Raw genomic sequence first — 25,882 nt, 5'->3', positions numbered from 1 at the left:
GAAATCGCGACACACCGTAAAAGAGTTTCGCGTCTGTTCGAACTGCGCCCCAGAGTTCAGAACGTGAACCAGTCGAAGCCAAACCTCCTGAGCCGCGCGCTCTCGGCCGTCGCGCCGGCGCTGTCGCTCGCGATCAAGAGCCCCGAGGACTGGGCCGACAGCAGCCACCTGATCCCCGCCGATCTGGAGTCACTGTTCGGACTCACCGACGCATCCGGTATCCGGATCTCGCGACGTGTGGCGATGGGCCTCGACGTCGTCGCCAAGGGCCGACGCGTGCTCGCAACGAACCTCGGCCGCATGACGCTCGTCAACAAGACCGGCAGCAAGCTCGCCCCGATGCAGATGGGGTACCTGCAGCAGCCCGAGGAAGACCGCCCGCTCGCGCAGACCCTGATCTGGACGGCGGACGCCCTGTACTTCTACCCGCGCACATGGTGGATCGTCCAGCGCCGCGACGCGTTCGACTGGCCGGCGTTCGGTGGCGTCAAGCTGCTCGACCGCAAGGACGCCGAGTTCGACGACGACGGCAAGGTCATCAAGGCCTGGGGCAAGCCTGTCGAGGACCGCGACGTGATCCAGTTCGACGCCCCCGATGGCGGCCTCCTGCACGACGGGCTGAAGACCCTGCGCCGCGCCGTCGTCCTCGACCGCGCCGCATCGCTCGCCGAGGAAAACCCCGTCCCCTCGGTCGACCTGCACTACGCCGGCAACAAGGCGCTGGAGGACTACCAGATCCGCCAGCTGCTCGCCAGCTGGCAGGCAGCCCGCGCGAAGTACGGCGCGGCATTCTCCGACAAGGACATCACCGTCAAGACCCTCGGTCTCGACAAGGAGCAGCTGCTCCTTGACGCCCAGAACCGGATGGATATCAAGCTCGCTCGACAGGTCGGCATCCCCGCATGGGCCGCAGACGTCGCGCTCGAAGGCTCGACGCTGAACTACCAGAACCGCGCATCCCGCGCGTGGGAACTGATCGACCTGTACCTGTCGACGTACACGACCCCGATCGCGTCGCGCCTGTCGATGAACGACTGCACGCCGGCCGGATGGTCGACCGAGTTCGACACCGAAGTCCTGACCCGCCCCGACATGAAGACCCGCTTCGAGACCTACAAGCTCGGCATCGACGGCGGGTTCATCGACCAGGCCTGGATCGACGCCCAGGAAGGCCAGACCCTGCGCACCGAGGAGATCCCCGCATGAAGCACTTCGACGCCCTCCGCTCGCGCCTGCGACTGATCGAGGCGAACGCCCAGCACCCTGCCCGCTGGAACCTGGAGCAGGGCGGCGGCACCGCCAGCCTGCACCTGTACGGCGTGGTCGGCGGATTCTGGGGCGACATCGTCGCCGCTGACGTCGTCCGCGAGATCGACGCCCTCGACGTCGCCGAGCTCCACGTCTACATCAACAGCCCCGGCGGCGACGTGTACGACGGGATCTCGATCCGCAACGCACTGCGACGATCCTCCGCGTCGATCGTCGTCCACGTCGACGGGCTCGCCGCCAGCGCCGCCAGCTTCATCGCCGCCGCCGGCGACACGGTCATCATGGGCGAGAACAGCGAGCTCATGATCCACGACGCGTGGACCATCGCACTCGGCAACGCCGACGAGCTCCGCGTCGTCGCCGACGACCTCGACCGCATCAGCGACAACATCGCCGGCATGTACGCCGAGAAGGCCGGCGGCAGCGCCGCCGACTGGCGCGCCGTGATGAAGGCCGAGACGTGGTACTCGGCAGCCGAGGCCGTCGCCGCCGGCCTCGCCGATCGCCTCGAAGGCGCCGACGACAACCAGACCGACGACGAGCTCGACGTCGCCGCACGCTTCGACCTTCCCATCTACGCCCACGCCGGCCGCGCCGCGGCCCCAGCACCAACCCTGATCGCCGCCATGGCGACACCCCGAAAGGAAACCAGCATGAACCGTGAGCAGCTCGCCGCCGCACTGGCAGCAGGCACCATCACCCAGGCCCAGCACGACGACGGCATCCGCATCCTCGACGCCATGGCCTCGCCCGTGGCATCCGAGGTCGCAGCCGCAGCCCGCGACGCCGCCGCATCGTTCGGCGGATCGCTGCAGGCGGCAGCCCCCGCCGCCGGCGTGCCCGGAGTGGCAGTGCCCGCCGAGTACTCGGCCGGCCCCAGCAACGTCCCGCAGCCCGGCGCCCGCGTCACCGAGCGCCCGGCCTCGCTGATGAACATCGCCCGCGACGCGGCCGAGCGCATCCAGGCCCGCGCGTCGATCCAGGAAGTCGTCGCCGGCATCAACAACGCGCTGACCAACGTCGTGCCCGCCGACGACGCCGGCGAAGCCTTCCTCCAGACCGAGAAGATCGGCGAAGTCTGGCAGGCGGTCCCCGAGGGTCGCCCGCACGTCGACGCCCTCGGCGGCCCCAAGCCGCTGACCGGCCCGAAGATCGAAGGCTGGAAGTGGACGCTCCCGACACCCGTGCTGCAGGCCTACGCCGGCAACCTCGCCGAGGTGCCCACCGGTGAGTGGAAGACGGAGAAGGTCGAAGAGACGCCGTCGCGCTGGGCGTTCGCGAACAAGGTCGACCGGATCTACACCGATCTCGGAAGCCCCGCCCTCGTCGCCTCGCTGCTGACGATCCTGCGCCGCGGACACGGTCCCGTGTCCGACAACGCCGTCGCCGCCGACCTCGTCGCCGGCGCGACCGCGCTGAGCGGCACCGCACCCGCAACGCTGATCGACGCGATCACGCGATCGTTCCTGCAGCTGAAGAAGATCGGCGCAGTCCCGACCCAGTTCTGGATGGGCGAGACCGCGTTCACCGACTTCTCCAACCTGAAGATCAGCGACCTTCCCGCATGGATCGCGAACGCGACCGGGTTCGTCAAGCTCGACGGCAACACGTCGCTCGCGAACGTGTTCGACGTCGACGTCGATTTCCAGCTGGCGGCGCAGGGATTCCTCGCCCTCGACAGCCGGGCCGCGGACGTCTACGAGACCCCGTTCTTCGAGGTCAGCGCCGAGGACGTCGCGCACGGCGGCGCCGACATCGGCGTCTTCACCTACGGCGGGACGTTCATCAACGACGCCCGCGCCGTCGTCAAGGCCACCATCACCCCGGCCCCGTAAGGAGAGCAGCAGCCATGGGCAACAACAACGGCTACATCAAGGTCAAGGTCAGCCAGATCGACGCCGAGAAGAAGCGCCTCGGCCTGACCGCCAAGAAGGCGAAGGGCGCTGAGAAGGCGCTGATCGTCGCAGCGATCAAGCGGCTCGACGAGCGCCGCGCCGGATACCTCGACCAGATCGTCGACGAGAAGCCGGCCCCGTCCACGCCCCCGGCCGACGACGAGTCCGACGAGGACTGACCCAGCAGCACGCGCCCGGGGCGGCCGGCCCCGCCCCGGGCGCGTGCACCACCTACAACCCCCGAAGGACACCATGACCGCCTGGTACACACCCGATAAGGCGAAGAGCGATCTCGGCATCAGCGTCAGCGCGAAGCAACTCGCCGCGGCGCAGGAGCAGTGCCTCCGCATCAAGGGCCTGGCGTTCGACACCACCGAGGCGCCGACGGAGAGTTTCGCGCAGGGAGTTGCCTACCAGGCGCTTGCGAACAAGCAGGCATCCCAGGCATCCGCCGGCGACGAGCTCGGCGGCGAGACCCAGCGTGTGCGGGTCACCCCGCTCGACTTCAAGATCATGTCGATGCTCATCATCCCGGCTCCCGACGCCGACGACCCGACCCGCGACGCCGGCCGCGTCGGCTCCCTGATCGGCTGACCATGAGCGCACGAACCGACCTCCGCGACCTGATCGTCGCCGACGCGCCCGCCGATTGGGAGATCACCCCGTACCCGGCGCAGCTCGGTCCGCTCGACAACCCCGACAAGCCAATCGCGATCGTTATCGAGCAGATCACCATCGCCGCCGGCCGAACCTCACCCGACGAGCACGGCATCCCCGTCGTCGTCGAGCTCCACGTCTGGGTGATCGTCGACGCGACACGAGGCGACGACCGAGACGAAGTCGAAGACCGACTCGAGGCCGCCACCGAGCAGATGATCCGCATCCTCGAAAAGCTGCCCGAACACAACTGGGACGGCACCGCGAACCGCAACCAATACGACCCGCAGAAGCCGGCCTACGACTTCACCATCCGCGCCGAGGGCGCACTCATCACCGAGGAGACACCATGACCGCGAAGGCAACCAAGCGCTGGAAGGCAACGATCGGCCCCGACCAGTACCAGGGCGAGACGAGCTCGATCGAGTACACGCCCAACTACACCGGCACCGTGTGGAAGGGCGGCGACAACAACACGATTGCCGACGTCACACCCGGCGATCCGCAGGTCACCATCGTGATGCAGCAGGACACCGAGAACCCGGACAGCCTGTGGCGGCTGTTCCACGATGCACCCGCCGGGACGTCGATGGAGCTCACATGGGCGCCGCACTACGACGGCACGTTCGCCGTCAAGGTCACCCTGGCGACCATCAAGCCGCCGCTGAAGACCGACCGCGCCGGCGGCATCCCCGAGGTGACACTCCAGCTGCCCTGCAGCGAGGCCGTCACCGCGACCAACGTGCCGTAGGCCGCCATGCTCGACGTCCGGAACTCGCGTGAGCTACAGGCTACGATCCTCGCCCTGCACGGCGCCCAGCGGCAGATCCGCTCGGGCATCAACAAGGAAGCTCGCTCACGCCTCCGGCCGCTCTGGCAGCAGGCATTGAACGCCCGGGCCCGCGACGAGATGACGAGGCGCATCATCGTCGCGGGCGCCCGCGCCACCGCCACAGATCGAGGCGTGACCATGCACGCGGCGACCAGCCGCCGGCCCCTCAGCGGGGGCCTGGTGCCGGCCTGGGAATGGGCCGGCACCGAGTTCGGTGCCCGCACGCGGCGCGTCGAAGTCACCCAGCGATCCCGCGCCGGCCGCTCGTACAGCCGGCCGCTCACCATCAACAGACAGTTCAGAGGAAGGCAGCAGGACGGCATGGTCGCATTCGACGCCGCCAGCGAGGTTGGCACGAAGATCGTCGCCCTCTGGGTTCATACCGTCGTCGACGAGCTCGGCAAGATCCCCGCAGCCGAGGTGGTCGGCTGATGCCCATCAAGATCGACTTCCTATCCAACGTCCGCGGGTTCCTCAAGGGAACCGACGACGTCGACGACGCCCTCGATGACGTCGCCGACAGCCTCGACGACGTCGCCGACGCAGCGAAGAAGGGCGGGCGCGACGCCGAGCGATCCGTCGACAAGCTCGAAGACAGCTTCCGCGACGCCGCCCGCCGCGCAAAGGATCTCGGCGACGCCGGCAAGGACGCCGGCCGCGACGTCGAACGCGGCATGAGGAACGCCGAAGACGGCGTCGAAGAGTTCAAGGACGAAGCGAACAGCACCGCCCGGGAAGCCGCAGCATCATTCGACGGCTCCGCCGAGTCGATCGTCGACGCGTTCCAGGAGGTCGCCGCGAACGCGTTCGCCGGGTTCGGTCCCGCCGGCGCCGTCGCCGGCCTCGCAGCAGCCGCCGGCATCGGCCTCGTCATGGCCGGCTTCGACGACGCGAACAAGGCCTCCGAGGAATCCGCGAGGCGCGCCGCGGAATGGGCCGACGCGTTCATCGAGGCCGGCGGCCGAGTGCTCAGCTACGAACAGCAGATGGCGAAGGTGCGCTCGATCATCACCGACCCGGAGCTCTTCAAGGAGGCCGAGACCAACGCGAAGAACTGGGGAGTGTCGTTCGACACCGCAGTCTCCGCCGCGGCCGGCTCGGCATCCGCTCTCGCCGAAGCCAACGACTCACTTGCCAAGAAGGAGAAGGCCGCATCCGAGGAAGCTGTCAAGCTCGCAGACGGCGGCGAAGCGCTGGCCGACATGCTCGTCGGCGCGACGAGCGAAGCGAACGCCGGCCGGGCTGCACTCGACGCGCTGACCGGCGAACTGAGCCGCGGGCAGAGGGGCGCCGATGCGTTCTCCCGCATCCTGATCGACACCGCGCGCGCAACCGAGGGCGCGACGGAGAAAGTCGACGAGTTCGGCGACAGCATCATCACCCTGCCCGACGGACACCAGGTCTACATCGACGCCGAGACCGGGCAGGCAACCCAGGACGTCGACGCGATCGAGAAGAAGATCTACGGCATCAAGGGGAAGACCGTCGGCGTGAACGTCGAAGCGAACCTCGGCAGCGCGACCGCCGCCTATGACCGCTGGATCGCGAACCACAACGGCCGGTCCATCAAGATCTACGGCCGCTACGTATCGCCTCCCGGATCGGAGACCTACCCGTGAGCATCCAAATCAGCCGACTCGACGCCGGCGGCGGCCCGTCGACATACCCCGACCTTTACCTCGGATGGGAAATGCGGCGCACGAGCCCCACGATCGTCCAGGACGTCATCGGCGGCGGCATCGCGATCAGCGCACTGCAGTCGCGCCCGCGCAGCGGCACCCTGCGCCTGTTCTACCTCACCGAGAGCACCGCCGTCGACGCGTTCAACATGCACGCCCCGGCAGCGATCTTCGGCCTGTACGACCTCGACAACCCCGGATCTTGGCGCGAAATGCTCTACATGACGGTCGACGGCGGATGCCGGATCACGCTCGACGAAACCACCCGGACTCGATGGATCGTTGAGGTCGAATACCAGGAGCTTCAGCCGTCATGACTGTTTCCTACGAGACCCCAGCTGCGCCCGTCGCCACTCTCCGGATCGCTGGCATCGGCTCGCCGTGGATCGAGAAGCGCCGCAACAGTTGCCCTGACCCATCGTTCGAGGCCGGCAACGTCACATGGTCATTCTCCGGATCGGCATCCGGCGTCCATTCGACGGACTGGGCGCAGACCGGCGCGCGCTCGATGAAGGTGACAGCCGGGAGCACCAACCGTGTGGCAGGTGACATCCGATACGGGTCGCTGACCGCGTTCCCGGCCGGCATGGCCCCCGGCGGCACCTATACCGTCTCGGCGTACATCTACACGCCCGCAGCGCATATCCAGTTGGATACCTCGCTGGCATCGCGGCAGCGTCGGATGCTCGTCTTCATCGGCGGCCCCGGCGCCCTGGTCACTCAGGTGTTCGGTCCGCAAGCGCCCAACGAGCCCGGAGTCCATCGTGTATCCCGCACGTTCACCATCCCCGCGGACGCTACCGGCGTCATCGTCTCAGTCGGCTGTGCCGGGTCGGCGAGCGAGCCAAACTTCGTGACCTACGTCGACGCTGTGCAGCAGGAGACCGGCGCAGCCCTCTCCGAGTACATCGACGGCGACACCAACCCGGACGGCGACCTGGAGCGTACCCGCTGGATCGGCACCGCGAACGCGTCCGCATCCGTGCTGGAGACCCGCGACCAGGGCGAGATCCTGAGAGCGACCGGCGGGACCATCACTCTCGACGAGAACTACAGCCCCTACGTGTCGGCATCCGTGACCGTCCAGCTGACGTCGGCCGGCATCGGCGAGCTCATCGACCCCCGCCAGGATCAGCGAGTAACCGTGACCGCCGCCGACGAGTCACTGTCGTTCCTGCCGCCGCGCGTGTTCGACCTCGGCATCCGCGACCGCACGGTCGACCACGCCCAGCAGACCCTCACGATCGAGGCCGCATCGGACGAAGCGAAGCTCCACGACACGAAGCGCCTCGCGACGACGATCGACCGCAGCGCACGCGCCCATGAGACGAGCCTCCGCGGCATCGTCGGATGGGCTCTCGACAAGATCGGCGCCGTCCTCGACCCCGCCGGCCCCGACGTCGACATGACGGCGCAGTGGAACGCCACCAACATGCTGAAGAACCCCAGCGCGGCGACCGGCATCACTGACTGGCTGTCCGGCTCGGCAAGCACAGCGATCGCCTGGAACAGCGGCGTCGGCGTCGGCGGCAAGGCCGGCTTCCTGCGTGCGACGCAGAGCGGCGTATCGGGCGCCGTCTACCTGTCGGGCGCCGCGACGGGCAGCACGCCGGTCAGGCCGGGGGACATGCACACAGTGTCCGCCCACGTCCGCGCGTCCGCGGCAGGGTCAACCCTGACGATCTCGATCCGCTACTTCGACCCGCAGGGCGCGGTACTCCGGAACGTCACCGTTCCGTCTACCAGCGTCGGCACAGCCTGGGAACGTCGAAGCATCACCGGAACGGCGCCGGCGAACGCCGCGAGCATGGTCGCTTACGTCTCGATCTTCAACAGTGCATCAGGCCGCACCTGGGATATCGACGACGCGATGATCAGCGTCGGGCCGGTGCTGCTCGACTACTTCGACGGCAGCACCCCGAGCACGGCGAACTACATCTATGCGTGGGAGGACGCCGCTAACGCCTCGTCGAGCACCCGCACGGCGACTCCGGAGCGACCGCCGGACCTGTTCGATTGGGCGCCCGGCGACTCCCTGTTCGACTTCCTGCGCCCGTTCCTCGAAGCATCCGCCCTGCGCCTCTGGTGCGACGAGCAGCGCGTCTGGCGGCTCGCGGAACCCGGCGCGACTGACTTCGGCAATCTCGTCGAGGCGTACGCCACAGGCACGTACGGGCCGACATCCGTCGGCAACACGGTCGACGGCCGCGACGTCATCAGCCGCGACCGCGACGACTGGGGAACCGGCGTCGTCGTCGCTTACGAGTGGTTCGACGAGACCGGCTCGCGATCGACGATGTTCGACGCCGCCGGCACCGACGGCAAGGTCATCGTCATCAAGCGGTCGACCCCGTACCCCGGGCCGGGCGCAGCCGCGACGATCCTCGCCGCCATCAGCCAGCGCGGCCGAACCCAGTCCGCCACCATCACCCGCGGATTCCAGGCATCGCCTGGGTACTACTCCCGAGTCACGCTCCCCGGCACGGCGCAGCAGGACGGCCGCGTCCGCCGCGTCGTGTTCGACCTCGCGACCGGCAATGCAGAGATCTCAACCAACGGAACGGAGAACCCATAATGCTCTACCCCAACGGCACCACCACCCGCCCGAAAGTATCCAGCCCCTACGGGCCACGCAAGGGCGGAGTTTCCAGCTTCCACGCCGGCGCTGACATGACCGGATTCAGCACCATCCACGCCGTGGCCGCCGGCACCGTCACCTTTGCCGGATGGATGAACTCAGCCGCCGGCAACACCATCGTCATCGACCACGGATCGGGCGTCACGAGCATCTACATGCACAACGCTTCCCACAAGGTCAGCCGAGGGACGAAGGTCGCCGAGGGCGCCCCGATCGCCGTGATGGGACGCACCGGCAACGCCACCGGGAACTGCAACCACCTGGAGATCCGCATCCACGGCAAGAGCGTCGAGCCGCTGGCGTACATCGCCGAGCGCCTGGACGGATCGGCGGACGGCAACCGCACCAGCCGGCCCACGACCGAGATCCAGCGCGTCGTCGGTGCGACCCAGGACGGCATCTACGGCCCTGACACGACGGCCAAGGTTCGGGCGTACCAGGCCAGCCACGGCCTGACCGCAGACGGCATCTGGGGACCGCTCACCGACGCGAAAGCATTCCCGCCCGCCGCTCCAGCGCCGACGGGAAGCAGCCTCATCCGCGCGGTCCAGCAGAAGCTCAAGTCCAACTACCCGCTGTACGCGGCGCATCTCGTCGTCGACGGCATCCAGGGCCCGAAGACGACCGCAGCAATCAAGGAGTTTCAGCGTCGATCCGGGCTGACCGCCGACGGGATCGTCGGCCCTCGTACCCGGAAGGCGCTGGGCGTCTGATGGTCGATGCCGTCATCGTCGTGCCTCTGCTCGCGTTCCTCGGCGTCGTCACCGTCGCTCTGGTCACGGGCGGAGTGACCCTCGGCGTACAGCTGACCAAATGGAAGTCCGACAACCAGCGCCTCTGGTACTGGAATCGGCAGCTCGTGGACCACATCTATCGGGGATCGCCCCCGCCACCCCCGGCACCACCCGCCGGACTGTTCGACTGAAAGGACACCCACCGTGACCGAACCCACCACCCGTGCGCAGCTACGCGCAGCACGTGCCCGCAGTGAGCGCGTCCTCACGCCGGCGCTCCGGCGCTGGGCCTACGGTGTCGCAGCCGCAACCCTCGGCGTCGCCGTCTTCGCAGGCTGGATCCCGGCAACCGCAACACCCGTCATCGTGCCGCTGCTGATGGCACTCTTCTACGTCGACAAGACCGGAGAACCCCGACCCTGAGAAACGCGCCACAAGGCGCTGTGACAACCGGGAACAGCGATCGCCCCACACCATCAGGCGCGGGGCGATTCGCTGTCAGGTCGGGCCTGACACGGGGATTAGCCGTACCGAACGTCCGACTGCGACAGTTCCTCGATCGCCGTGCGCATCCGGCGGCGATCCGTCTCGACGTATCGACGCGTCGTCGTCGGGGAGGCGTGACCCAAGGACTCCTGCACCATCAGGAGGTCGGTCTTCAGCGCATACAGGCGGGTCGCGAACCGGTGGCGCAGCGTGTGCATCGTCCACCCATCGGGCATCAGATCCGCCAGCAGCCGGCCGACGTACCGGGGCGACAGGTGCCCGCCGTCGGCACCTGGGAACGCGAACCCGGGCGGGAGATCCAGCAGCGCCCGGGCCAGCGACCCCGGCAGCGGCACGATCCGTTCCCGGCCGCCCTTCCCATGCACGACCAGCGACCACCCGACCAGATCCTCCAGCAGGTCCCGCGCCGGATGCACCTGGGCGACCTCGGCTCGACGCATCCCGACCTCAGCCGCAAGCCGCAGCATCAGACCCTCACGCGGCGCGGCGCGCATGATCGCCTCACGGTAGACGCGATCGGGGGCCGGCCTCGCCCTGGCCGCGTGAACCGGGATCTTCGGCAGCGCCTCCGCCACGACCTCGGCAACCTTCCCCGCGCGCACGCCCCATCGGTAGAAGCTCACGAAGGTGTTCCGGCGACCCCGCCGCGTCTCGGGCGACCACTCCTGAGCAGATGCGTACTCGCTCAGGAGCTCGCCCGTGAGCTCCCACGGGCCGACCTTGACCCGGCGCGCGAGGTGCTGCAGGTGCTCCCGCCGCGTCCGCCGCGTCGTCTTCGGCTTGCCGCCGTTCACCTGATCCGCGTCATAGGCGGCGATCGCCTCAAGCCAACTCTGATCCAACATGTATCCCCCTCCGGGCACGACAAAACAGACCCCGGATAGACCCGGAGTCACGATCACGGGATGCGGGGGCATCCCGCATCCATCCTCCCGCGTTGCGGACTACTCGCTACCGACCGGGCGATCCGGCGTCGGCGCCTGACCGAGCAGCAGGCCGGCCTGGCGAGCCCCAGCGCGCAGCGCTGCAAGGCCCGCCACCGAAGAGATCCCCGCCGCGCGCTCGCGCTCGGCCTGCTCCCAGCGCAGCATGGCATCCCACGACCCGGCGCTCATGCTGCTGCCTTCCGGCCGTAGCGCTCATGCGCCGACTGTCGGGAGATCCCGAGCCCATCGGCGATGTACGCCCACGAGTGGCCCTGCTCGCGCAGCCCGTCGACGGCGGCCTGGATGGCGTCCTCCAGGTCGCCGCGCAGAGACACGAGCTCTGCGAGCTCCCACTCGTCACCGGCAGCTACCCGACGGCCGGCGGCGCGCAGCATCCGCTTCACCATCGCCACGAAATCGGGCGTCTCGACGCTCACAGCGCGACCGCCTCAAGCTCCGGCCACAGCTCAGCTAGGATGAGTGAGCGGTCATTCGTCCAGAAGCCGGCCGCGCCGTGGTCAGGGTACAGACCAGAAGGTTGGGGGTTCGAGTCCCTCGAGGCGCACACTGTGTTGAGACAGTGCTGAAGCCCCCTCCTCAGGAGGGGGCTTCTTCTGTCTCCGGGAGGATGCTGCTCAGCGCCGGGTCGCGCTCGGCGAACCGCACGGCGGTCGCCACGATCAGGTCCCGCATGGCCGCGACGGCCACGCCGGGCGTGACGTCCGAGCGGTGCGCCAGGCTCACGGTGCGCGTCAGCGGCATCGACAGCCGCGCAGAGCTCAGCGCCGGACGGTCCGTCAGCACCATCGCCGGCACCACGGCCACGCCCAGCCCGCGCTCCACGAACCGCAGCACGGCATCCATCTCCGGCCCTTCCAGCACGGAGGTCGGCGCGAGCCCGGCCGCGCGGAAGGCGGCATCCGTCGTCGCACGCAGGTCGTAGCTGCGGTCCAGCGCGATCAGCGGGACGCGGGAGAGCGTGGCGAGATCCACCGTGGCGCCGGCGGGGACGAGTGGATCCGCCGACGAGGTGACCACGACCAGCTCCTCGGACAGCAGCGGCAGCCGGCTCAGCGTCACGCCGGGAACGGGTCGCAGGTCGGATGCCGTGATCAGCGCGATGTCGAGCTCGCCGATCGCGAGCTGCTCCACGAGCGCCCGCGACCCGGCTTCGGCGAGGTGCAGGTCCACACCGGGGTGCGCGTCGTGGAAGGTGCTGATGGCCTCGGCGACCAGGCTCACGCAGAGCGTGGGCGGCGCGCCCAGGCGCACCCGCCCTCGGCCGAGACCGGCGAGCTCGTCCATCTCGGCGCGGATCGCGCCCACCTCGGCCAGGATCCGTTGCGCGCGAGGCAGCAGCACCTCACCCGCCGGGGTCAGCGAGATGTGCCCGCGCGCGCGATGCAGCAGCAGCGCGCCGAGCTCGTGCTCGAGGGTGGAGATCTGCCTGCTCAGCGACGGCTGGGCCACGTGCAGTCCCTCGGATGCCCGGGTGAAGTGTCCCAGGCGCGCCACTTCCACGAAGCCCCGCAGCTGTTCCAGGTTCATGCGCTCAGACTATCGAAATCAGCTGAACAATGCATTGGAGTTATCGAACCGACGAGCCTAGCGTGAATCACATGAGTGCTCGCGAACGACAGATCTCCACCACCGTCCTGGTCATCGGCACCGGCGGATCCGGCTTGCGCGCGGCGATCGAGGTCGCCGAACACGGCATCGACGTGCTGGCGGTCGGCAAGCGTCCCCGCCAGGACGCCCACACCTCCCTCGCCGCCGGCGGCATCAACGCAGCCCTCGGCACCATGGACGCCGAGGACAGCTGGCAGCAGCACGCCGCAGACACCATCAAGGAGAGCTACCTGCTCGCAGACCCGCAGACCGTCGAGATCGTCACGCGGGGTGCCGAGCGCGGCATCCGCGACCTCGAGCGCTGGGGCATGGGCTTCGCCCGTGAGGACGACGGCCGCATCTCGCAGCGGTTCTTCGGAGCGCACACGTTCCGCCGCACCGCCTTCGCCGGCGACTACACCGGACTCGAGATCCAGCGCACGCTGGTGCGCCGCGCCGAGGAGCTGGACGTGCCGATCCTCGACGGCGTGTACATCACCCGCATCCTGGTGCGCGACAACGTCGTGTTCGGCGCCTACGGCTTCGACCAGGCCGACGGCACGCGGTATCTCATCCACGCCGACGCCGTGATCCTCGCCGCCGGAGGCCACACCCGCATCTGGCGGCGCACGTCCTCGCGTCGTGACGAGAACACCGGCGACTCGTTCCGGCTCGCCGTCGACGCGGGCGCCCGGATCCGCGACCCCGAGCTCGTGCAGTTCCACCCCTCCGGGATCATCGAGCCCGAGAACGCCGCCGGCACGCTGGTCTCCGAGGCGGCCCGCGGTGAAGGGGGCATCCTGCGCAACGGCGTGGGCGAGCGCTTCATGTCGAAGTACGACCCGGAGCGGATGGAGCTGTCCACCCGCGACCGCGTCGCCCTCGCGGCGTACACGGAGATCAAGCAGGGGCGCGGCACCGAGAACGGCGGCGTCTGGCTCGACGTCTCGCACCTGCCGCGCGAGACGATCATGACCCGGCTGCCGCGCGTGTACCAGACGCTGCTCGAGCTGCAGATGCTCGACATCACCGCCGACCCGATCGAGATCGCGCCGACCGCGCACTACTCGATGGGCGGCGTGTGGGTGCGGCCCGAGGATCACGGCACCGACGTCGACGGCCTGTACGCCGTGGGTGAAGCGGCGAGCGGTCTGCACGGCGCGAACCGGCTCGGCGGCAACTCGCTGATCGAGCTGCTCGTCTACGGGCGGATCGTCGCGCAGGCTGCGATGGCACACGCGCTGGGACTGGACGCGCAGCGACGCTCGACGGATGCCGTCGCTCGGGCGCGCGCCGAGATCGATGACCTGCTCGCCTCCGACGGCACCGAGAACGTGCGAGCGCTGCAGCGCGCCATCCGCAACACCATGACCGAGCACGCCGGGGTGGTGCGCGACGAGCAGGGTCTGCGTGAGGGGCTGGAGGAGCTCGACGCGATCGAGGCGCGGATGGCGGATGTCGGCATCCACCCGGACATCGCCGGCTTCCAGGACCTCGCGCACGCCTTCGACCTGAAGGCATCCGCGATCGCCGCGCGCGCGACCCTGGAGGCGGCGCTGGAGCGCCGGGAGACCCGCGGATGCCACAACCGCAGCGACTTCCCCGAGACCGATCCGGCGCTTCAGGTGAACCTCGTGTGGTCGCCGACGACCGGTGTGACGCGGGAGCCGATCGCCCCCGTTCCCGGCGAGATCGCCGAGCTCATGCGCGAGGTCGACAGCACGGGCAAGCTCGTGGAGTAGCCCTCAGCGCAGTTCGCGGGTCTCCATCACCGTGATGCGGTCGCCCTCCGAGCTGAAGGACAGCAGCGAGACCGGGACGCCGTCGTCGATCGCGACGACGGCGAATCCGTCGGCCAGCTCGACGATCTCGAAGTCGTAGTCCGTGGCGTACCGGTGGAACGCGGCGGCGGACGCCGCCACCTTCTCCGCACCGCGGACGATCCGGATGCCGTCGGCGCCCTGATCGAGGTGGAACTCGACGTCGGGGTGCAGCACGGCCAGCAGCCCCGCGAAGTCACCGTCCCGTGCGGCCGCGAGGAAGGCGTCGACCACGGCGCGGCGCTGAGCGCGGGTCGTCGCCTGATCGGCATCCCGCGGTGCGGCGCCGCGCACCCGATCGCGAGCGCGGCTCGCCAGCTTGCGCGCGGCGGGCGGCGTGCGCTCCACGATGGGCGCGACCTCGTCGAACGAGAGCCCGAACACGTCGTGCAGCACATAGGCGAGACGCTCGTCGGGGCTCAGCTGATCGAGCACCAGCATCAGCGCGTAGCCGACCCGGTCGGCGCTCTCGGCGCGCACCGTCGGATCGGCGTCGGCCGGTGCGCGCTCGACGTCGGGAAGCAGATCGAGGGGGTTCTCCTGACGCCGACCGCGCGCACGCAGCTGATCCAGGCAGATGCGGCTCACCGCCTTCGTCAGCCACGCCCTCGGGTCATCCGCCTCGGCGGCGGTGCCGGAGGCCCTGATCCAGGCCTCCTGCACCGCATCCTCCGCGTCGGCGTGCGAGCCGAGCATCCGGTAGGCGACCGCGGTCAGATACCTGCGGTGCGTCTCGAAGATCTCGTGGGGCTCGGTCATCGGCATGTGCGCTCCGTTCCGCATGGCAAGCTATCGTCAGCGCGCGCCGGCCGGCTGGCGGATCGCCGCATTGATGCGATTCCAGACGTTGATGGCGCCGATCTCGAACAGCAGGCCGGAGATCTCCCGGCGGTCGAAGCAGTCGAGCATCTCGGCCCACAGCTCGTCCGAGACCGGGTCGTGGTGGTCGGCCAGGCGGGTCAGTGCCTCGGTGAAGGCGAGGGCGGCGCGCTCGCGCGCAGTGAAGTACGGTGCGTCGCGCCAGGCGGCGACGGCTGCCACGCGCTGCGGGCCCGCGCCGCCGTCCAGCAGCTGCGTGGTGTGATCGACCACGCACCAGCTGCAGCCGTTGAGCTGGCTGGCGCGCAGCGAGACCAGCTGCAGCAGATCCTCGGGCAGGCCCGAGGACTGAGCGATGCGGTTCACTCCGGTGAGCGCGTCGATCCCTCCCTCCAGCAGGAACGCGGGGTGCGGCATGCGCGCCTTGTGCTCGACGACGGTCGTGGTGCTGTTCGTGTTCTCGTTCATACAGAGGGGACGAACGGCGCGGCGAAGATGTGACCGATCCGCCGGAATCTTCTCGTCGGCGGTCATCGCGCCGCCCTCTCGCCTGCCGGAAGCGCGGCCTCGACAGGCCCGCGCAGGCCTAGGCTGGAGGGGTGACTGCGTACGTCTCGGCCTTCGACCTCTTCTCCATCGGAGTGGGGCCTTCGAGCTCCCATACCGTCGGCCCGATGCGCGCCGGAGTGGACTTCGCCGCGCGCCTGGAGGCGGACTGCGCGCTCGACCGCGTGGCGCGCGTCACCTGCGAGCTGTTCGGCTCGCTGGGCGCCACCGGGCTCGGCCACGGCACCCCGGATGCCGTGGTCGCGGGGCTGCAGGGTCTGCACCCCGAGACGTGCGACCCCGATGACGTGCGGGCCGCGTGGCAGGGATGGCCGGACGGACAGCGGCTGAACCTCGCCGGACGGCATCCGATCGACTTCTCGAAGGACGACGTCGCCTTCACTCCGCGCACCCGACTGCCCGGGCATCCGAACGCGATGACCCTGCGGGCGCTGGATGCCGAGGGCGGCACCGTCGCCGAGCAGATCTACTACTCGATCGGCGGCGGGTTCATCCGCCGTGACGGCGAGGAGGCGCGCGTCACGGCCGCCGTGCAGCCGTTCCCCTATGACGACGCGGCGTCGCTGCTCGCGCTGTGCGACGAGAACGGGCTGTCGATCGCCGAGCTCGCGCGACTGAACGAGACCGCCGTCCGCAGCGAGGAGGAGGTCGCAGCCGGGCTCGACGCGATCTGGGACGCGATGCGCGCCTGCGTCGAAGCCGGCCTGCACACCGGCGGCACGCTTCCGGGCATCCTGAAGGTCAAGCGCCGTGCCAACGACATCCGCGAGCAGCTGGAGGCCGTCGAATCCGACGGTCACGCACAGGTGCCGGGGGAGTGGCTCGGTGCTTTCGCGCTCGCCGTGAACGAGGAGAACGCCGCCGGAGGCCGCGTCGTGACCGCGCCGACCAACGGGGCGGCGGGCATCCTCCCCGCCGTCGCGATGTACTGGTGGCGCTTCCTCGCCGACTCGGGCCTCGGCGTGGGCAACGCGGTCACGCCCTACGGCGAGCTCGTCGGCAGTGCGCTTCTCGGGTTCGGCGCGGAGGCGTCGCTGATCGCCGTCGGCGCTATCGATGACCCCGACGTCATCGCCGAGGCGAACCGCCGCCGGGGCATCCGCCGCTTCCTGCTGACCGCCACCGCGCTGGGCTCCCTGTTCAAGGCGAACGCCTCGATCTCGGGTGCCGAGGGCGGCTGCCAGGCCGAGGTCGGATCGGCGTGCGCCATGGCCGCAGGCGGCCTGACCGCCGTGATGGGCGGCACGAACCGGCAGATCGAGAACGCGGCCGAGATCGCGATGGAGCACCACCTGGGCCTCACCTGCGACCCGATCGGCGGGCTCGTGCAGATCCCGTGCATCGAGCGCAACGCGATCGCGGCATCCACCGCCGTCACCGCCGCCCGCCTCGCCCTGCGCGGCGACGGCGAGCACTACGTGTCGCTGGATGCCGTGGTCGAGACCATGCGCCAGACCGGCCTGGACATGTCGACGAAGTACAAGGAGACCAGCGAGGGCGGCCTCGCGGTGAACGTCATCGAGTGCTGACGCGGCAGTCCGCACAACACCGCAGATCTGCACGCACGCGGACGAAACCGACCCAGGTCTGCGGAGTCGTGCAGATCTGCGAGGTTCTGCCCTGTCCCGCGGGGCACGCGAGGTGAATAATTCATCGCATGAGCGATGATGCGGTGGTGATCGACGGGCTGCGGGTGCGGCGCGGGCGCCACGACGTGTTCGACGGGCTGTCGCTGCGCATCCCGCGAGGGCAGGTGATCGGTCTGCTCGGGCCGTCCGGATGCGGCAAGACCACGCTCATGCGCTCGATCGTCGGCGTGCAGCGCACCCATGGCGGCAGTGTCACCGTGCTCGGCGAGGCCGCGGGAGCCCGCGGCCTGCGGCGGCGCGTCTCCTACGGCACGCAGGGCTCCGCGGTGTACACCGACCTCACCGTCCGCGAGAACCTGCGCTACTTCGCATCCGTCCTCGGCGCGCCGCGGGACGATGTCGACCGGGTGCTGACCCAGGTGGGGCTCGCCTCCCAGGCGAACCAGGCGGTCGATGCGCTCAGCGGCGGTCAGCTGAACCGGGTGTCGCTCGGGGCGGCGTTGCTCGGCACACCCGAGCTCGTCGTGCTCGACGAGCCGACGGTGGGCCTGGATCCCGTGCTGCGTGCCGAGCTGTGGACGCTGTTCCGCGAGATCGCCGACGCCGGCACCACCATGCTCGTCTCCAGTCACGTGATGGACGAGGCGCTGCGCTGCGACCGGCTGCTGCTCATGCGAGACGGCAGGATCATCGCCGACACCACCCCGCAGCAGCTGCTCGCCGACACCGGGCAGATGGATGCCGAGGCGGCGTTCCTCACGCTGATCCGCCGCGACACCGGCCACGAGACCCGCCGCTCGCTGCGTGAGCGCGAGAGGGAGCGCGAGAAGGACCACGGCCAGGAGGCGGAGCGATGAAGCGCACCTTCGCCACGGCCGGCCGGGTGCTGCAGCAACTGCGCCACGACCCGCGCTCGATCGCGCTCATGCTCGTGGCGCCCAGCCTGCTGGTCGGCCTGTTCGCCTGGCTGTTCGCCGATCAGGAGGGGGTGTTCGACAAGTTCGGCGGCGCGATCCTGGCACTGTTCCCGTTCATCGTGATGTTCCTGATCACCTCGATCACCACCCTGCGCGAGCGCCGCTCGGGCACGCTCGAGCGGCTCATGACCACGCCGCTCGGCAAGGCCGACTTCATCCTCGGCTATGCGCTCGCGTTCGGGCTCATGGCGATCCTGCAGGCCGTCATCACGGTCGCGTTCGCCGTGTACGTGTGCGGGCTGACCGTCGACGGGCCGCTCTGGCAGCTGGGTGCGGTGGCGGTGGTGGATGCCGTGCTGGGCACCGCCCTCGGCCTGCTGGCCAGCGCGTTCGCGCAGACGGAGTTCCAGGCCGTGCAGTTCATGCCGGTGCTGGTGTTCCCGCAGATCATCCTCGGCGGGCTGTTCATGCCGCGCGACCAGATGCCCGACGTGCTCTACGCGATCTCCGACTGGCTGCCGCTCAGCCATGCGATCGACGCCATCCAGGCCGTCACGAAGGGCGACACCGGGTGGGACGTCGGCGCGCCCCTGCTGATCGTCTCGGCGTTCGCGGTCGGATGCCTGGTGCTGGCGCCGCTCACGCTGCGCCGCCGCACACCTTAGGCGCCCCGTGCGGAGCATCCGTCGCCCGATCTGCGGACGAAGTCCCGATTCCCGGACGGATGCGGCCGATCGATCCGCTGATCGTGACGGCGTCCGCTGATCGGGCGGGAGCGGGGCTCAGTCGCGCGCGGCGCGATTCTTCGTGTGCCGGGTGGGAGCGGCCGCCCAGGGGTCCTCGGGCCACGGATGCTTGGGGTACCGTCCGCGCATCTCAGCGCGCACCTGCGCGTACGGTCCCGACCAGAACGAGGCGAGATCGTCGGTGACGGCGAGCGGACGCCCTGCCGGGGAGAGCAGGTGGAACAGCACCGGCACGCGGCCGTCGGCCAGTCGCGGCGTCTCAGCCCAGCCGAAGCACTCCTGCAGTTTCACGGCGACCACCGGCCGCGCCGTCGGGTCGTCCAGCGGCGGGTAGGCGACGCGGATGCGTGAGCCGCTCGGCACCTCGAGGCGCTCCGGCGCCAGTTCGTCGAACCGCACCGCCTCCGGCCACGGAAGCAGACGCCGCAGAGCGGATGCCAGGTCCAGACGGTCCACCGGAGTCCCGCTCGCGAGTGCATCGAGCTCGGGTGCCAGCCAGGTGTCGATCGCCGTGAGCAGACCGGCATCCGACACGTCGGGCCACGGCGCACCCAGCTCCCGGTGCAGCAGCGCCAGGCGTCGCCGCAGCTCGTCCGCGGCATCCCGCCAGGTGAACAGCCCCAGCCCGTCGCGGCGGAGTGCGCGCCGCACGGCATCCCTGCCCTCGTCGGCCGACGCGCGCACCGGCACCGAGGAGCGCACGATCGCGCCGACCCGGCGCTCGCGCCGTGCCTGCACCCGGGAGCCCGCGAACTCGGCCTCGACCCGGTCGGTCATCAGATGGCTCGCGGCGTGCTCCATCTGCTCCTCCGAGAGCGCGGCGGCCGCGCGCACGACCGCACCGGAGCCGGCAGCCGCGCGCCCGGAGGCGCGGGCGACGTCGGAGACGGCCAGCCACTCGGCATCCGCGAGCGGGCCGCGCACACCGGCCCGGGTTCCGGATGCCAGCAGGAACGTCGCCCCCTCGGCCGAGCGCTCCATGCGGCGGGCGATCCGCTCCGGGAACGCCAGCGCGATGACCAGGCCCACGCCGTCCAGGCCGGAGCGGATGCCCGGCGTCGCCGGGATCATACGCTCGAGGCGTTCGGCGTCGCGACTCCAGCGCCGAGCATCCGGCGCACGTCCGCCGCGCAGAGACGCGAGTGCGTGCGCGACATCGGCATCCGCCAGTCGCAGGTCCCCGCCCAGCAGCGCGACGACCTCGGCGGCGAGCCGCGCGCCGACCAGCGGTCCGCCGTCGCGCAGGGCGCGGGCGAGACGCGGATCGGTCGGAATGCGTGCCAGCGCCCGACCCTCATCGGTGGCCCGGCCGTCGTCGTCGATCGCGCCGAGACCGTGCAGCACGCGAACCGCATCGGCGAGGCTGTCCGCGGGGAGCGGGTCGATCAGCCGCAGGCCGGTGCCGCCCGGCGCGCCCCAGCAGGCCAGCAGCAGGGCGGCGTCGGCGAGGTCGGCGGTGGCGATCTCGGGCACCGGGCGCGCGGGCGCGGCGGCGTAGCTGCGCTCGTCCACGCAGCGGATCACGGTTCCCGGACCCTGGCGGGTGGCGCGGCCGGCGCGCTGCACGCAGGACGAGCGCGATGCCGCCGAGGTGACCAGTCCGCTCATGCCGCGTGCACTGTCGCGCACCGGATGCCGGGCCAGGCAGCTGTCGACGACCCGGCGCACACCCGGCACGGTGAGCGAAGACTCCGCGAGGGAGGTCGTCACGATCACGCGAGGCGGATCCTGGGGCCGACGGCCGCGGATCACGGCATCCTGCTCGGCTGCGGGTATCTGCCCGTGCAGCTCCCGCACGTCGAAGCCGCCGCCCGCATCGCGGAGGCGGCGGGCGATCTCGGACACCTCGCGGGCCCCCGGAGCGAACACGAGCACGTCGGCGGCGGGGTCCTCGCGGGTCAGGTCGCGGGCAGCGGATGCCGCGGTCCGGGCGACATGATCCAGGAACGCCCACGTCACGCCGCGCTCGTCCAGACGCGGCGCCGGGCTCGGCGCCCAGCGCTCGGTGAGCGGGAACGCGGGCACCTCATGGTCGACGACCGGCGCGGGCGCGGCGTCCGTGCCGAGGACGGAGGCGATCCGCGCCGCGTCGAGCGTGGCCGACATGGCGATCAGCACGAGGTCCTCGCGCAGCTCGCGGGCCTCACCGAGCAGACCGATCAGCAGGTCGGTCTCCAGCGCCCGCTCGTGCACCTCGTCGATGATCACGGCGTCCACGCCGTCGAGCCCCGGATGATCCAGCATCCGCCGCAGCAGCACTCCCGCCGTGACGAACTCGACGCGCGTGTCGCGGCTCACCGCGCGCTCGCCGCGCACGGTGAAGCCGATGCGGTCGCCGAGGTCGGAGCCGTCCAGCTGCGCGAGCCGGCGGGCGGCGGCACGTGCCGCGACCCGGCGGGGCTGGGTGACGATCACGCGGTCGGTGGTGCGGGTGGCCAGCAGCGGCGGCACCAGCGTGGTCTTGCCTGTGCCGGGAGGGGCGCTCACGACGACCGCAGTGCTCGCGTCGAGTGCTTCGGACAGTGCCGGCAGCGCGTCCGCGAATGACAGCCCTGCACCGATCGCGGCGAGATCGAAGGCGGGCATGCATCCAGTCTGCCGTGCGGGCGGGCCTCCTGCCGCGCCGCGGCCTCCGCGCTACATGTTGATGACCATCGCGGCGACGACGAGCGTGACGACAGCGATGACCAGGGCGGTGCCGCAGCCGATGGCCATGATCGCGGGGTAGCCCAGGCGTGAGACGCGGGCGCCGGACGCGCGGGAGGCCGCGAGGAACTGCGTGCCGCCGCCGGCGCTGAACGCCTGCGCGGCGCCCGCCTGGTTCGCAAGTCGTCCCGCGGTGCTCGCCGTCTCGAGGATGGGGGAGCCGGTGATGTTGCCCGTGAGGCCGGTGATGTTGAGCCTGACGGCGCGGTCGACCGCCGCCGGGTCCGCGAGGATCGGGTAGCTCTGGCCGCGCACGACCAGGGTGATGCGCTGGGCGGCCGACTTCACGACCACCTCGCTCGCAGGCACGCTGAAATGCTGCACCCAGCCGGCGGGGGTGGCGACCCACAGTGTCACCATGCCCTGCCCGACGACCGCCTGCGCAGGACTCCAGCCTCCGGTCGCGCGATCGACGAGAGCTCCCGAGAAGACGGCGTACGGGAACTGGCTCGGCATCGTCATGCTTCGAGTGTACGGAGCGGCCCTCGCAGGCATCCGGATGGCCCGGTCGTGCCCGGTACATTCTGGGGGCCGACACGCCACATTTCGGACGTTCTCGCGGGAAACGTCCGAAATCTGGCGTGTCGGCCCCCGATGTGTGTCGCGGATGCCGGACACGTGCGCGCACGAAGATGGGGCCGCCCCGGAGGACGGCCCCATCTCAGATGTGGATCACTCCGCGGCGGTCTCGGCCGCGGGGGCGGCCTTGGGCGCGGCGGTCTTCGGCGCTGCGGCGGTCTTCGTCGCGGATGCTGCGGGTGCGGCATCCGCGGCCTGGGCGACGCCCGCGCCGATGCCGCGACCGACGGCCTGACCTTGGATGATCGCCGCGAGGTCGAGGCCGGTGGCGGCGCTGACGCTGTCGAACACGGCGCGCATCGCCTTGGCGTTGTCGCCGCCGATGACGCTGGACGCGCCGTCCTCGCCGGAGCCGCCGATGATGGACACGTTGCCGATGGCGGCGTAGCCCTTGGCGAACTCCGCCATGATCGACGGCAGCACCTCGAGCACGCGCTGCGACAGGAACGCCTCCTGGTTCGAGGCGATGGCCTTGGCCTCGGCCTCGACGGCGGCCGCGCGAGCCTCACCCTCGGCGCGGATGGCCTCGGCCTCGGCGTTGGCGCGCAGGCGGCGGGCCTCGGCCTCAGCCTCGGCCTGGGCGCGCAGCGCGTTGGCCTCACCGGTCGCCTTCGCCTCGGCGGCGGCGGCCTCACCTGCGGCGCGCGCCTTGTCGGCCTGGGCCTGCTGCTCGGCGATCCGGGTGCGGGCCTCGGCCTGCTTGACCTGCTCGATGGCGGCCGCCTCGGCCGACTTCTCGCGGGTGAACAGGTCGGCCTGAGCCCGGGTCTCCGCCTCGTACCGCTGGGCGTCGGCGACGCGCTTCACATCGGCATCCAGCTGGGCCTGCTTGTTCTCGGCCTGCTGCTGCAGAACGGCCTGCTCGGCCTGGGCGCGGGCGAGCTGCTCGGCCTGCTCGGCCTCGGCGCGGGCGCGGCCGATGCCGGCGTTGGCGTTGGCGGTGTTGGTGTCGAGCGCGGTCTGCTCGATCAGGTTCGCTTCCTGGTTGGCGATGTTCTTCTGGTTGATCGCACGGTCGGCGTTGGTCTGCGAGATCTCCGCAGCCTGGCGCTTCGCCTGGATCTCGGGCGCACCCAGCGACTGGATGTAGCCGACCTTGTCGGTGATGCCCTTGATCTGGAAGGAATCGAGGATCAGTCCCTGGTCGGCCAGCTCGCTGGAGACGTCAGCGGCGATCTGGTCGGAGAACTTCTTCCGCTCGCGCATCAGCTCCACGACGGACAGGGTGGCGACGATGCCACGCAGGGCGCCTTCGAGCTGCTCGGTGGTGAACTGCTCGATGGCCTTGTCCTGCGAGGCGAAGCGCTCGGCCGCACGACGCACGTAGAGGGGGTCGGATCCGATCTTCACGATCGCGACGCCGTCGACGTTGAGGGTCACGCTGTCCAGCGACTGAGCCTCGGCGTTCAGCAGCACCTGGCGGGAGCGCAGCGAGATGATCTCGTGGCGCTGCGTGATCGGGTTGACCAGCGACTTGCCGTTGACGATGACCGTGACGGGCGACTCCGCCATCTCGGAGCTCGTGCTGCCGTCGGCGTTGAGAACAGCGCGCTGCACCTTCTGCTTGCGGCCCGAGATCACCAGCGCCTCGTCGGCGCGCGCGACCTTGATCCAGCTGCGTGCGAACAGCAGCAGGATGAGTCCGATGACGATCGCGGCCACGACGGCTGCGCCGACGATGACCAGGATGCCGATGATTCCGGCGATCTCCATACAAGTGCCCTTTCCCCTCAGAAGGTGTGATTCAGCCTCCACCCTGCCAGAAGACGGGGAGCGGTGTACCGGCTGGGTCCCTGAGCCTGTCGAAGGGCTACCGCCCGCGCAGCTTCTCGGTCAGGGCGAGCAGGGTGCTCAGCTCATCATCGTCGAGCTTTGCCATCCGCTCCGCGATGGATCGGCCGTGCGAGGCTGCGAGGGCGCGGAAGGCGCGTGCGCCGGCATCCGTCGCCGTCACGACGGCGCCGCGGCCGTCTTCCGGATCGGATGCCTTGGTGACCAGCTCGCGTGAGACCATCCGGTCGATCAGCCGCGAGACGCTGGGCTGGCTGATCAGCGAGTTCGCGGTGATGTCGCGCAGGCGTGCGGTCATCTCGCAGGAGCGCACCACGGTGAGCAGGACGTCGTATTCGGCCTGGGTGATCGGTGCGCCGTCGAAGTCCTCGGTCATCTCGCCGAAGAGCTCGTGCTGTGCCCGGAACAGGCTCTCCCAGGCCTGCAGGGCGAGCTGGCGGTCAGTCATGTGATCAGCGTAGTGTCACGCGCCGACGTCGTGCTCGCCGCACAAGTAAGGGCCGGTCGGAGAGGCTTCCGGCCGGCCCTTGTCCCTTGCACCAAGAGTGTCCTGCAATCACATGCGGTTCATGCCACAGCAAACATTCACCGTGCGATGAGTGTATAACGGCGAGGTAACGAATGCAACGGTTTGGTCACGGAAATCGATGCGGTGGTCTCCGAGCGCTCGCCGGTCGCCGACTAGGCTGGCGCGATGGCTGCCGTTCCCGAGGAGATCACTTCTTCGTTGGTCCGCTCGCTCGTCTCGGATCAGTTCCCTCAGTGGTCAGAGCTGGCGATCCGCCCGGTGGAAGCGCAGGGGTGGGACAACCGCACCTTCCGGCTGGGCGACCGGATGGCTGTCCGCCTCCCGAGTGCTGACGGCTACATCGCCGGCCTGGTCCGGGAGGAGCAGACCCTGTCCACCCTCGGCGCTGATCTTCCCGTCGCGATCCCCCGGGTTGTGGCGACCGGTGCACCCTCGGCGGCATTCAACCGACCCTGGTCCGTCCGCGAGTGGATCGAGGGACACACGCTGACCGAGGTCGACACACGCCAGCGAGGGGGCGCCATCGGTGGCGTGGGCGACGCCCTGAGGCAGCTGCAGGCCTGCGACACGGCCAGAGGCCCATGGGCGGGGAGCGCCTCCGCTTATCGGGGCTGTCACATCAGCGCGGTCGGCGAGGAGATACCGGGCCGGCTCTCCCTCCTGGACAGAACCCTCGCCGACAGATGTCGGGCACTCTGGGATGCGGCCGTGACGACCGTGTGGACCGGACCGCCGGTGTGGGTCCACGGCGATGTCGCGCCGGGCAACATGCTGTTCGACGGCAGTGGCCGGTTGGCGGCTCTGATCGACTTCGGGCAGACGTGCGTCGGCGATCCCGCCTGCGACCTGGCCTTCGCATGGCTGAGCTGCAGCTCCCAGGAACGTGATCGACTGCACGACCGGCTGGAGTTGCCCGAGGATGCATGGTTGCGAGGAGCCGCCTGGGCGCTCTGGAAGGCCCTCATCAGTTCCCCCGAAGAGGTGCTCGCCAAGTACGGGCGCTCTCGCGATGCCGTGCTGAGCGACGTGGCCGACCTGGCGACGGGATAAGAACGACGCTCTTGTCCCGTGCCA

The 25,882-nt window shown here is 70.0% G+C and carries 28 protein-coding genes and 1 pseudogene; 19 read left to right on the top strand and 10 right to left on the bottom strand.

Annotated features, from left to right (window positions below):
* The first annotated feature begins 63 nt into the window (after positions 1-63).
* From ACTJJ4_RS11095 to ACTJJ4_RS11030, 14 genes and pseudogenes are all read left to right on the top strand, one after another.
* A complete protein-coding gene (locus ACTJJ4_RS11095; RefSeq protein WP_440943368.1) occupies positions 64-1,206 on the top strand; it encodes a hypothetical protein in 1,143 nt (380 codons plus the stop codon).
* Entirely contained in the window at positions 1,203-3,104 is a 1,902-nt protein-coding gene (locus tag ACTJJ4_RS11090; RefSeq protein WP_440943367.1) for a head maturation protease, ClpP-related, read from the top strand. The genes ACTJJ4_RS11095 and ACTJJ4_RS11090 overlap by 4 nt, the downstream gene beginning before the upstream one ends.
* Positions 3,105-3,118: 14 nt before the next feature.
* Positions 3,119-3,343: a hypothetical protein gene (locus ACTJJ4_RS11085; protein WP_440943366.1), complete on the top strand. Its 225-nt coding sequence runs from the start codon at positions 3,119-3,121 to the stop codon at positions 3,341-3,343.
* Positions 3,344-3,416: 73 nt separating this feature from the next.
* Complete coding sequence (locus ACTJJ4_RS11080) at positions 3,417-3,758, top strand: hypothetical protein (RefSeq protein WP_440943365.1); 342 nt, start codon at positions 3,417-3,419, stop codon at positions 3,756-3,758.
* A gap of 2 nt (positions 3,759-3,760) precedes the next feature.
* Positions 3,761-4,174, top strand: a complete 414-nt coding sequence (locus ACTJJ4_RS11075; protein WP_440943364.1) for a hypothetical protein — start codon at positions 3,761-3,763, stop codon at positions 4,172-4,174.
* On the top strand, positions 4,171-4,572 hold the full coding sequence (locus ACTJJ4_RS11070) for a hypothetical protein (protein ID WP_440943363.1): 402 nt from the start codon (positions 4,171-4,173) through the stop codon (positions 4,570-4,572). Before ACTJJ4_RS11075 ends, ACTJJ4_RS11070 begins: the two co-directional genes overlap by 4 nt.
* A gap of 6 nt (positions 4,573-4,578) precedes the next feature.
* Positions 4,579-5,085 carry a hypothetical protein gene (locus ACTJJ4_RS11065; RefSeq protein ID WP_440943362.1) on the top strand — a complete coding sequence of 169 codons (507 nt, stop codon included), beginning with the start codon at positions 4,579-4,581 and terminating at the stop codon, positions 5,083-5,085.
* The gene (locus ACTJJ4_RS11060; protein ID WP_440943361.1) at positions 5,085-6,272 is read left to right on the top strand and encodes a hypothetical protein; all 1,188 of its coding nucleotides are present in this window, start codon (positions 5,085-5,087) and stop codon (positions 6,270-6,272) included. The genes ACTJJ4_RS11065 and ACTJJ4_RS11060 overlap by 1 nt, the downstream gene beginning before the upstream one ends.
* A 71-nt stretch (positions 6,273-6,343) precedes the next feature.
* Complete coding sequence (locus tag ACTJJ4_RS11055; protein ID WP_440943360.1) at positions 6,344-6,649, top strand: hypothetical protein; 306 nt, start codon at positions 6,344-6,346, stop codon at positions 6,647-6,649.
* A complete protein-coding gene (locus ACTJJ4_RS11050; RefSeq protein WP_440943359.1) occupies positions 6,646-8,907 on the top strand; it encodes a hypothetical protein in 2,262 nt (753 codons plus the stop codon). Before ACTJJ4_RS11055 ends, ACTJJ4_RS11050 begins: the two co-directional genes overlap by 4 nt.
* Positions 8,907-9,254, top strand: a pseudogene (locus ACTJJ4_RS11045) (M23 family metallopeptidase); the annotation flags it as partial. The gene ACTJJ4_RS11050 and the pseudogene ACTJJ4_RS11045, both read left to right, overlap by 1 nt.
* Positions 9,231-9,683: a peptidoglycan-binding domain-containing protein gene (locus tag ACTJJ4_RS11040; RefSeq protein WP_440943648.1), complete on the top strand. Its 453-nt coding sequence runs from the start codon at positions 9,231-9,233 to the stop codon at positions 9,681-9,683. The pseudogene ACTJJ4_RS11045 and the gene ACTJJ4_RS11040, both read left to right, overlap by 24 nt.
* A complete protein-coding gene (locus ACTJJ4_RS11035) occupies positions 9,683-9,895 on the top strand; it encodes a hypothetical protein (protein ID WP_440943358.1) in 213 nt (70 codons plus the stop codon). Before ACTJJ4_RS11040 ends, ACTJJ4_RS11035 begins: the two co-directional genes overlap by 1 nt.
* Positions 9,896-9,908: 13 nt before the next feature.
* On the top strand, positions 9,909-10,127 hold the full coding sequence (locus ACTJJ4_RS11030) for a hypothetical protein (RefSeq protein WP_440943357.1): 219 nt from the start codon (positions 9,909-9,911) through the stop codon (positions 10,125-10,127).
* Positions 10,128-10,225: 98 nt separating this feature from the next.
* On the opposite strand, the gene ACTJJ4_RS11025 is transcribed toward ACTJJ4_RS11030, so the two are convergent.
* From ACTJJ4_RS11025 to ACTJJ4_RS11010, 4 genes are all read right to left on the bottom strand, one after another.
* Positions 10,226-11,056, bottom strand: a complete 831-nt coding sequence (locus ACTJJ4_RS11025; protein WP_440943356.1) for a tyrosine-type recombinase/integrase — start codon at positions 11,054-11,056, stop codon at positions 10,226-10,228.
* 99 nt (positions 11,057-11,155) lie between these two features.
* Positions 11,156-11,326 carry a hypothetical protein gene (locus ACTJJ4_RS11020; RefSeq protein ID WP_440943355.1) on the bottom strand — a complete coding sequence of 57 codons (171 nt, stop codon included), beginning with the start codon at positions 11,324-11,326 and terminating at the stop codon, positions 11,156-11,158.
* Positions 11,323-11,574 carry a hypothetical protein gene (locus tag ACTJJ4_RS11015; RefSeq protein WP_440943354.1) on the bottom strand — a complete coding sequence of 84 codons (252 nt, stop codon included), beginning with the start codon at positions 11,572-11,574 and terminating at the stop codon, positions 11,323-11,325. Before ACTJJ4_RS11015 ends, ACTJJ4_RS11020 begins: the two co-directional genes overlap by 4 nt.
* Positions 11,575-11,734: 160 nt before the next feature.
* Entirely contained in the window at positions 11,735-12,685 is a 951-nt protein-coding gene (locus tag ACTJJ4_RS11010; RefSeq protein WP_440943353.1) for a LysR family transcriptional regulator, read from the bottom strand.
* A 71-nt stretch (positions 12,686-12,756) separates the two neighbouring features.
* Here ACTJJ4_RS11010 and ACTJJ4_RS11005 point away from each other — a divergent pair, with 71 nt between their 5' ends.
* Positions 12,757-14,487 (top strand): L-aspartate oxidase, encoded by a 1,731-nt coding sequence (locus ACTJJ4_RS11005; RefSeq protein WP_440943352.1) that lies wholly within the window; start codon positions 12,757-12,759, stop codon positions 14,485-14,487.
* A 3-nt stretch (positions 14,488-14,490) separates the two neighbouring features.
* Here ACTJJ4_RS11005 and ACTJJ4_RS11000 read toward each other — a convergent pair whose 3' ends face one another.
* Together ACTJJ4_RS11000 and ACTJJ4_RS10995 are read right to left on the bottom strand one after the other, a co-directional pair.
* Positions 14,491-15,330: a sigma-70 family RNA polymerase sigma factor gene (locus ACTJJ4_RS11000; protein ID WP_440943351.1), complete on the bottom strand. Its 840-nt coding sequence runs from the start codon at positions 15,328-15,330 to the stop codon at positions 14,491-14,493.
* Positions 15,331-15,360: 30 nt separating this feature from the next.
* Positions 15,361-15,852, bottom strand: coding sequence for a carboxymuconolactone decarboxylase family protein (locus tag ACTJJ4_RS10995; RefSeq protein WP_440943350.1), 492 nt, complete (start codon positions 15,850-15,852; stop codon positions 15,361-15,363).
* 131 nt (positions 15,853-15,983) lie between these two features.
* Between ACTJJ4_RS10995 and ACTJJ4_RS10990 the strand changes: the two genes are divergently transcribed.
* From ACTJJ4_RS10990 to ACTJJ4_RS10980, 3 genes are all read left to right on the top strand, one after another.
* Complete coding sequence (locus ACTJJ4_RS10990) at positions 15,984-17,480, top strand: L-serine ammonia-lyase, iron-sulfur-dependent, subunit alpha (protein ID WP_440943349.1); 1,497 nt, start codon at positions 15,984-15,986, stop codon at positions 17,478-17,480.
* Between the two features lie 128 nt (positions 17,481-17,608).
* Positions 17,609-18,397 carry an ABC transporter ATP-binding protein gene (locus ACTJJ4_RS10985; RefSeq protein WP_440943348.1) on the top strand — a complete coding sequence of 263 codons (789 nt, stop codon included), beginning with the start codon at positions 17,609-17,611 and terminating at the stop codon, positions 18,395-18,397.
* On the top strand, positions 18,394-19,122 hold the full coding sequence (locus ACTJJ4_RS10980) for an ABC transporter permease (protein WP_440943347.1): 729 nt from the start codon (positions 18,394-18,396) through the stop codon (positions 19,120-19,122). Before ACTJJ4_RS10985 ends, ACTJJ4_RS10980 begins: the two co-directional genes overlap by 4 nt.
* 117 nt (positions 19,123-19,239) lie before the next feature.
* Here ACTJJ4_RS10980 and hrpB read toward each other — a convergent pair whose 3' ends face one another.
* The 4 genes from hrpB to ACTJJ4_RS10960 all read right to left on the bottom strand — a co-directional run bounded on the left by hrpB (position 19,240) and on the right by ACTJJ4_RS10960 (position 24,727).
* A complete protein-coding gene (gene hrpB / locus ACTJJ4_RS10975) occupies positions 19,240-21,789 on the bottom strand; it encodes an ATP-dependent helicase HrpB (RefSeq protein ID WP_440943346.1) in 2,550 nt (849 codons plus the stop codon).
* Between the two features lie 51 nt (positions 21,790-21,840).
* Positions 21,841-22,371 carry a hypothetical protein gene (locus ACTJJ4_RS10970; protein WP_440943345.1) on the bottom strand — a complete coding sequence of 177 codons (531 nt, stop codon included), beginning with the start codon at positions 22,369-22,371 and terminating at the stop codon, positions 21,841-21,843.
* A 210-nt stretch (positions 22,372-22,581) separates the two neighbouring features.
* Entirely contained in the window at positions 22,582-24,201 is a 1,620-nt protein-coding gene (locus ACTJJ4_RS10965) for an SPFH domain-containing protein (protein WP_440943344.1), read from the bottom strand.
* Positions 24,202-24,298: 97 nt separating this feature from the next.
* Positions 24,299-24,727, bottom strand: coding sequence for a MarR family winged helix-turn-helix transcriptional regulator (locus tag ACTJJ4_RS10960; RefSeq protein ID WP_292699299.1), 429 nt, complete (start codon positions 24,725-24,727; stop codon positions 24,299-24,301).
* 246 nt (positions 24,728-24,973) lie between these two features.
* Between ACTJJ4_RS10960 and ACTJJ4_RS10955 the strand changes: the two genes are divergently transcribed.
* The gene (locus ACTJJ4_RS10955; RefSeq protein ID WP_440943343.1) at positions 24,974-25,858 is read left to right on the top strand and encodes an aminoglycoside phosphotransferase family protein; all 885 of its coding nucleotides are present in this window, start codon (positions 24,974-24,976) and stop codon (positions 25,856-25,858) included.
* Positions 25,859-25,882: the final 24 nt, after the last annotated feature.

The organism is Microbacterium sp. 22195, assembly GCF_052056515.1.
In the GTDB taxonomy this organism is placed as follows: domain Bacteria; phylum Actinomycetota; class Actinomycetes; order Actinomycetales; family Microbacteriaceae; genus Microbacterium.
This window is presented reverse-complemented; position numbering and strand designations above follow the sequence as displayed.

What these genes read in the sequence shown, in the direction of transcription:
- ACTJJ4_RS11090 (WP_440943367.1), top strand. Translation starts at nt 1,203, where the DNA reads ATGAAGCACTTCGACGCCCTCCGCTCGCGCCTGCGACTGATCGAGGCG.
- ACTJJ4_RS11085 (WP_440943366.1), top strand. Translation starts at nt 3,119, where the DNA reads ATGGGCAACAACAACGGCTACATCAAGGTCAAGGTCAGCCAGATCGAC.
- ACTJJ4_RS11080 (WP_440943365.1), top strand. Translation starts at nt 3,417, where the DNA reads ATGACCGCCTGGTACACACCCGATAAGGCGAAGAGCGATCTCGGCATC.
- ACTJJ4_RS11075 (WP_440943364.1), top strand. Translation starts at nt 3,761, where the DNA reads ATGAGCGCACGAACCGACCTCCGCGACCTGATCGTCGCCGACGCGCCC.
- ACTJJ4_RS11070 (WP_440943363.1), top strand. Translation starts at nt 4,171, where the DNA reads ATGACCGCGAAGGCAACCAAGCGCTGGAAGGCAACGATCGGCCCCGAC.
- ACTJJ4_RS11065 (WP_440943362.1), top strand. Translation starts at nt 4,579, where the DNA reads ATGCTCGACGTCCGGAACTCGCGTGAGCTACAGGCTACGATCCTCGCC.
- ACTJJ4_RS11060 (WP_440943361.1), top strand. Translation starts at nt 5,085, where the DNA reads ATGCCCATCAAGATCGACTTCCTATCCAACGTCCGCGGGTTCCTCAAG.
- ACTJJ4_RS11055 (WP_440943360.1), top strand. Translation starts at nt 6,344, where the DNA reads ATGCGGCGCACGAGCCCCACGATCGTCCAGGACGTCATCGGCGGCGGC.
- ACTJJ4_RS11050 (WP_440943359.1), top strand. Translation starts at nt 6,646, where the DNA reads ATGACTGTTTCCTACGAGACCCCAGCTGCGCCCGTCGCCACTCTCCGG.
- ACTJJ4_RS11035 (WP_440943358.1), top strand. Translation starts at nt 9,683, where the DNA reads ATGGTCGATGCCGTCATCGTCGTGCCTCTGCTCGCGTTCCTCGGCGTC.
- ACTJJ4_RS11025 (WP_440943356.1), bottom strand. Translation starts at nt 11,056, where the DNA reads ATGTTGGATCAGAGTTGGCTTGAGGCGATCGCCGCCTATGACGCGGAT.
- ACTJJ4_RS11020 (WP_440943355.1), bottom strand. Translation starts at nt 11,326, where the DNA reads ATGAGCGCCGGGTCGTGGGATGCCATGCTGCGCTGGGAGCAGGCCGAG.
- ACTJJ4_RS11010 (WP_440943353.1), bottom strand. Translation starts at nt 12,685, where the DNA reads ATGAACCTGGAACAGCTGCGGGGCTTCGTGGAAGTGGCGCGCCTGGGA.
- ACTJJ4_RS11005 (WP_440943352.1), top strand. Translation starts at nt 12,757, where the DNA reads ATGAGTGCTCGCGAACGACAGATCTCCACCACCGTCCTGGTCATCGGC.
- ACTJJ4_RS11000 (WP_440943351.1), bottom strand. Translation starts at nt 15,330, where the DNA reads ATGCCGATGACCGAGCCCCACGAGATCTTCGAGACGCACCGCAGGTAT.
- ACTJJ4_RS10995 (WP_440943350.1), bottom strand. Translation starts at nt 15,852, where the DNA reads ATGAACGAGAACACGAACAGCACCACGACCGTCGTCGAGCACAAGGCG.
- ACTJJ4_RS10985 (WP_440943348.1), top strand. Translation starts at nt 17,609, where the DNA reads ATGAGCGATGATGCGGTGGTGATCGACGGGCTGCGGGTGCGGCGCGGG.
- ACTJJ4_RS10980 (WP_440943347.1), top strand. Translation starts at nt 18,394, where the DNA reads ATGAAGCGCACCTTCGCCACGGCCGGCCGGGTGCTGCAGCAACTGCGC.
- hrpB (WP_440943346.1), bottom strand. Translation starts at nt 21,789, where the DNA reads ATGCCCGCCTTCGATCTCGCCGCGATCGGTGCAGGGCTGTCATTCGCG.
- ACTJJ4_RS10970 (WP_440943345.1), bottom strand. Translation starts at nt 22,371, where the DNA reads ATGACGATGCCGAGCCAGTTCCCGTACGCCGTCTTCTCGGGAGCTCTC.
- ACTJJ4_RS10965 (WP_440943344.1), bottom strand. Translation starts at nt 24,201, where the DNA reads ATGGAGATCGCCGGAATCATCGGCATCCTGGTCATCGTCGGCGCAGCC.
- ACTJJ4_RS10960 (WP_292699299.1), bottom strand. Translation starts at nt 24,727, where the DNA reads ATGACTGACCGCCAGCTCGCCCTGCAGGCCTGGGAGAGCCTGTTCCGG.
- ACTJJ4_RS10955 (WP_440943343.1), top strand. Translation starts at nt 24,974, where the DNA reads ATGGCTGCCGTTCCCGAGGAGATCACTTCTTCGTTGGTCCGCTCGCTC.